5 protein-coding genes are annotated in these 5639 nt (G+C 70.7%); 2 read left to right on the plus strand and 3 right to left on the minus strand.

The genetic code is table 11. From position 1 onward, the window contains the following. A partial coding sequence (locus ABZ070_RS34905; protein WP_356639930.1) for a GAF domain-containing SpoIIE family protein phosphatase occupies positions 1-1227 on the plus strand: 1227 nt, incomplete at its 5' end. 139 nt (positions 1228-1366) lie between these two features. Here the strand turns inward: ABZ070_RS34905 and ABZ070_RS34910 are convergent. The 3 genes from ABZ070_RS34910 to ABZ070_RS34920 all read right to left on the minus strand — a co-directional run bounded on the left by ABZ070_RS34910 (position 1367) and on the right by ABZ070_RS34920 (position 4970). Next, positions 1367-2017, minus strand: a complete 651-nt coding sequence (locus ABZ070_RS34910) for a carbonic anhydrase (RefSeq protein WP_356639932.1) — start codon at positions 2015-2017, stop codon at positions 1367-1369. A gap of 309 nt (positions 2018-2326) precedes the next feature. Beyond that, positions 2327-3847 (minus strand): SpoIIE family protein phosphatase, encoded by a 1521-nt coding sequence (locus tag ABZ070_RS34915; protein ID WP_356639934.1) that lies wholly within the window; start codon positions 3845-3847, stop codon positions 2327-2329. A gap of 208 nt (positions 3848-4055) precedes the next feature. Then, positions 4056-4970, minus strand: a complete 915-nt coding sequence (locus tag ABZ070_RS34920; RefSeq protein ID WP_356639936.1) for a MurR/RpiR family transcriptional regulator — start codon at positions 4968-4970, stop codon at positions 4056-4058. Between the two features lie 113 nt (positions 4971-5083). Between ABZ070_RS34920 and ABZ070_RS34925 the strand changes: the two genes are divergently transcribed. Beyond that, positions 5084-5639 (plus strand): C45 family peptidase (locus ABZ070_RS34925; RefSeq protein ID WP_356639938.1); only part of this gene is annotated, 556 nt, incomplete at its 3' end.

Raw genomic sequence — 5639 nt, forward strand, 5'->3', positions numbered from 1 at the left:
CGGTTGCAGGCCCTGCTGGACGCGGTCATGGCAGTCAGCCGGGAGTTGGAGCTGCCGGTGGTGCTGGACCGCATCGTCAGGGCGGCCATGGATCTGGTCCAGGCCCGTTACGGGGCGCTGGGCGTCCTCGACGAGCAGGGCGAGGGCCTGGCGCACTTCATCCCGGTGGGGTTGAGCGGGCAGGAACGGGCGGACCTGGGCGGCGTCGGGTTTCCGCGTGGACGGGGGCTGCTCGGGACCCTGATCCGCCACCCCGAACCGCTCCGGGTCGAAGAGATCCCCTCCCATCCGCATTCGGCTGGGTTCCCGCCCGGTCACCCGCCGATGCGCAGCCTGCTCGGGGTGGCGATCAGCGTCCGGGGCGAGGTCTACGGAGATCTTTACCTGGCCGACAGGCGTGACGGTGAGCCGTTCGACGCGTACGACGAGAGCATCGTCGTGGCACTTGCCGGGGCCGCCGGAGTAGCCATCGAGAACGCGCGCCTTTTCGAGCATGTCCGGGCAAGCGGTGAGCAGTTCCAGCGCCTGCTGCTGCCTGCGCTGTCCGACCTGCGCCCGTACGAGGGCGCCGCCCTCTACCGGCCGGCGACCACCCCGGCACAGGTCGGCGGTGACTGGTACGACGCCTTTCTGCTGATGGACGGGGCATGTGCCGCGGTCATCGGTGACGTCGGCGGCCATGACCTGAAGGCTGCGGCGGCCATGGCCCAGACCCGCAACATGCTGCGCGCTCTTTTCTATGACCGGCGCACCCCGCCCAGCGCCGTCCTCAGCCAGCTCGACCACACCCTGCAAGCCATCGCCAACAACCCGGTCACCACCGCCTGCCTGGCTCGCATCGAGCCCGAAGGCTCCGCCTGGAACCTGCACTGGAGCAGCGCGGGGCACCTCCCGCCCCTGCTCATCACCCCTGGCCAGCGGCCGAAGTACCTGCATGCCGACCCCGGGGTCCCCCTCGGCGTGGACGCCGACCTGCCCCGTCCCGACCACACCCACCCGCTCTGCGCGGGCTCCACCGTGGTCTTCTTCACCGACGGACTGATCGAACACCCTCAGCGCCCCCTCGACACCAGCCTCGACGCCCTCGCCGAGACCGCTGCCACCCGCCGGGACCTCCCCCTGACCGACCTCTGCCGGGCCCTCGTCGACCACCACCCAAGCGACGGCCACGACGACATGGCCGTCCTCGCCCTGCGCACGCCCACGCCCCTGCCGACGAAGCCCTGAGAGGATTCCCGAGGGAGCTTGTTGCGTTCGTGGAACGTCTCGGGCTTCATCGGTCCAGGCCGGTCAGCCGCGCGCCGGCTCTTGTGCGTCGCCGCTGCGCGCAGGACGGCATCGCCCTCGTCGTCGGCGTTCGAGGCGTTCAGGCGGCCGGGCTCGAGGCGGCCGCTTCGGATGGCAGACCGCGGGCCGTGACGAGTCGGGCGCTGCCGTCGGCCAGCCGGTAGGACAGGCCCACCACGGCCGTCTTTCCGGCGGTGACCTGGTCGGCGAGCACCCGGGAGCGGTCCAGGAGGAGGTCGACGGTGTGCCGAATGTGCTCGTCGATGATGTCGTCGTCCTGGGTGAGCCCGGCTGCGCGGGCGGACAGGACGCTGGGCGTGACGCGCTCGACGACGTCGCGCACGTAACCGGTCGTGCCGACGCCGTCGTCCAGGGCGGCACGGGCGGCGGCGACCGCGCCGCACGAGTCGTGGCCCAGCACCACGACCAGCGGGCAGTCCAGCACGCTCACCCCGTACTCGATGCTGCCCAGCACCTCCGGCCCCGCCACGTGGCCTGCTGTGCGGACCACGAACAGGTCGCCCAGTCCCCGGTCGAAGATGATCTCGGCGGCCAGTCGTGAGTCGGAGCAGCCGAAGAGCACGGCGAACGGGCGTTGACCGGGCGCGGTCGCGGCGCGGCGCGCGGCGTCCTGGTTCGGGTGCTGCGGCGCGCCCGCAGTGAACCGTTGGTTGCCGGCCAGCAGCAGCTCGAAGGTTTCGGACGGGGTCAGGGGCGAGGCGTCAGTCATGGCCGCAGGCTACGACGAGGCCCGGCCCACCACGACGCGGGGGGCCACCAAAGGAGTCGCGGTGTGGTGGCCCGGTGGCTGAGCGTCCTCATCTCGCCGGGCGCCCCCAGGCGCGGCGACGGCCGCCTCGGGCCACAGCCTCAGCGTGTGGCGAGCCTGGTCTACCCCCGTAGGGCCGGTCGCCAACGGCACCTGCGCAGGCGCCCTGCCGCAGGCGCGCTGTTCATCGCGCACCGAGCCTCATGTCCCGTCCGGCTGCTGGGCTTTCCGGAATCCCGCCCAAGCCGCTGCCCGGTTCCCGCCACGGCTTCAACCGGGTGATGCCGCGCTGGGACCCTCCGGGCACGGGCCGGCCTGGGCGATGAGCAGTGCTACGTCGTCGTGGTCTCCCTGACGGCGCAGGGTGCGCAACAGCAGGTCGCAGGTGTCGTCCAGCGAGCGGTCGGAGTGGTCGAGCAGGTGGAGAAGCTCGTCCAGGCGTGAGTCGATCGGCTGGTCCCGGGTCTCGACGAGGCCGTCGGTGTAGAGGACGAGCTGGTCACCTGGCTCGATGGCGAGGCACGTGGTGGCGAAAGCGACGTCGCAGCCGCCCAGCGGCGCGCCGGTGGGCAGGTCGAGAAGCTCGCACGCGCCCTTTCGATGGTGGAGGACGGGCGGCAGGTGCCCGGCGAGGGAGACGCAGCATTGCGCGGCGCGGGGGTCGTAGACGGCATAGACGCAGGTCGCGATGGTGTCGAGGCCGTCGATGACGCGGTCGAGGTGGCGCAGGACCTGGGCGGGGGCCAGATCGAGATCGGCCAGCGTCCTGGTGGCGGTGCGCAGCTGCCCCATGGTGGCTGCGGCTGCGACGCCGCTGCCCATGACATCACCGACGACGAGGGCGGTCTTGCCGCCGCTGAGGGGTATGACGTCGAACCAGTCACCGCCGATCTCGATGGTGGCCTGCGCCGGCAGATAGCGGAAGGCGACGTCCAGACCCGGCCGCTGTGGAGGCGCCTGTGGCAGGAGGCTGCGCTGCAGGGTGAGAGCGGTACGGCGCTGTTCTTCGACGGCGCGGTGCCGGTCGGTGACGTCCACGCTGGAGGTCGCCACTCCCAGCACATTTCCGCTGGGGTCTTCGAGCCGGTAGAACGAGATCGACCAGGCGTGATCGTTGTCCTGGTCGGCCGGGGTGCGGCCCACGGTGTACTGGTCCAGGATCGGGGTCCCGGTGGCCAGGACCTCGCGCATCGCCGATTCGAAGGACGGGTCCAGGAACGGCAGCACCTCATGGACGTGCCGGCCGACATGCTCGGCGGCCGGCACACCGTTCATCCGCTCCTCCGCGGGGTTGACGGAGATGTACCGAAGATCCGTGTCCAGCACGCCCAGTCCGATCGGCGACTGGGACACCAGCTGAGCGGACAGGGACAGGTTCCGCTCCACTCGCCGCAGCGTCACCTGGTCCGAGGCCAGCCCCAGGGCGTAGTAGTCGCGCTGGTTGTCCTGCAGCCGCATGTTGCGGAACTCCACCAGTCGCGTGCTGCCGTCCTTGTGCCGGACGGGAAAGACCCCGGCCCAGCTTTCGCCGCTTTCCATGACCTGGGCGAACAACGCCAGAACCTTCTCCAGGTGCACCTCGTCGATCAGCAGGTGACCCGCGTACTGGCCCAGCGCCTCCTCGGCGCTGTAGCCGAACAGGTTCTCGGCCTGCGGGCTCCAGAGATCGATCCTTCCCTCGGCATCGAGGAGAACAGCGGCCACGTTCAGCACGTCAAGCAGACCACCCGGCCCGGACGGAACAACACCCGTCGCGCCGGGGTCACCCCGCAACGGCTCGGTCGCACCCATGCGGCAGGCTCCTTCCGGCCACCGACCAGGTCTGCCGGACCGGGACCGCTGCCGACGTCCTTGGCCCAGCCACCCCATCGTCCTCCTCCCCTGCCCACACGTGCACACCACGCCACATCCGCAGGCCGAGACACCAAAGCCGAGACCCTGGCCGGGGCGGACAGGGGGCAGCCGGGCACACTTCCGGTTCCCGGCCGATGCGCCCTGTTCACGCCCTGCGTGTGCGGGGCTCCCGGTGCGCGAGGAGCTGTTCGCGCAACGCCGTCAGCTGGTGGGAGTGCTCGACGGCGCGCGTCTCGTCGAGCGTCGTGAGGGCGAGCAGGAGCACGTCCGCAACGATGAGACCGGTCAGGGCCTCGTTCGTGTTCCCCGTGGGCGTATGAGGGGCGGTGAGGACGGCGTCGACCCGGTCCTCATAGGCCTCCCCCAGTTCGTCGGTGACGAAGACGACCCGGGCGCCGACCGCGCGGGCGCGCTCCACCAGGACGGTGAGCTCGGACAGGGGCCGCCCCGGCTGGAAGATCACGACGGCGTCGCCCTGGGCGAGCGAGAGCAGCGGATCGGCGAGCGCGAATCCGGTGGCCCCGACGAAACGGGCCCGGCGGCCGATGCGGCCGAGCGCCAGAGCCAGATGACGTGCCGCCAACTCGCAGGCGGCCACGCCGTAACAGAAGACCTCACGGGCGTCGGCGAGGGCGGCCACCGCCCGCTGGAGGGCGTCGGTGCCGGTCAGCTGCCGGCACTGGTCGATCCGGTCCTGGGTCTCGTCGAAGACGTCTTTCCAGATGGTCTGCAGATCCTGGCCGACGTGCGCGATGCGCTGCTTCAGCCGGACCTCCGGCGCGAGTGCCGAGGTGAAGTCTGCCGCCAGCTCCCGCTTGAGCGCCGGCAGCCCCGCGTAACCGAGGCGCTGGAGGGCTCGCACGACCGTGGCGTTGCTGGTGCCGCTCGCCGTGCCCAGCTCCTGGGCGCTGGCGAACATCACCTGCTCGGCCGGGGCGCTGGCGAGGTACTGCGCCACCGTGCGCTCGGAGGCGGACAGTTCGTCCCACAGGTCCCGGATGGTGGCCCGCAGGCGACTGAGCCCGCCCGGACCCGCGCTACCCGATTCTGGATTCTTCATTACACCTCTTGACTCTCACGTCATCGCCATTACGCTCTTGAGCATTCCGTTCCAGGACCGCACGTTTCCGAAACGGATGTTACAACACTGACGTGTCCCCTAGGAGTCCCGCGATGCAACACAACCTGCCGGTCATTGAAATCTCGGGTACTCCCCTCCAGCGCGGCCGGCAGTACGGAGAGGCCGTGAGCCTCCAGCTGGAGGCCGCGCTCGGCTACTACGCGGAAGCGTTCGGCGAGTCCTCCGGGCTCACCTGGCAGCAGGTGACCTCCCGCGCCGCACGCTGGATGGAGCCCGTCCGCGACCATGCGCCACACCTGCTGGAGGAGATGCAGGGCATCGCCGACGGCGCCGGGATCGGTCTTCTCGACGTACTGGCGCTCAACGCACGCGGAGAAGTCATCTACGACGACTCCTTCGCCCGGATGCGGGGGGAGGAAGAGCCCGCGGAGGGCTGCACGTCGTTCGCCGCGTACGGCCCCGCCAGCGGCGACGGTCACGTCTGGGCCGGTCAGAACTGGGACTGGCGGGCAGGGGTCGCCGACACCGTCGTCATGCTCCGCATCGTCCAGCCGCCGAAGCCCACGCTGATCATGCAGGTGGAGGCGGGGCAGATCGGCCGCCAGGGCGCCAACTCCGCCGGGATCGCCCTCAATGCCAACGGCCTCG

This window comes from Streptomyces sp. NPDC006283, from assembly GCF_040613325.1.
Lineage (GTDB): Bacteria > Actinomycetota > Actinomycetes > Streptomycetales > Streptomycetaceae > Streptomyces.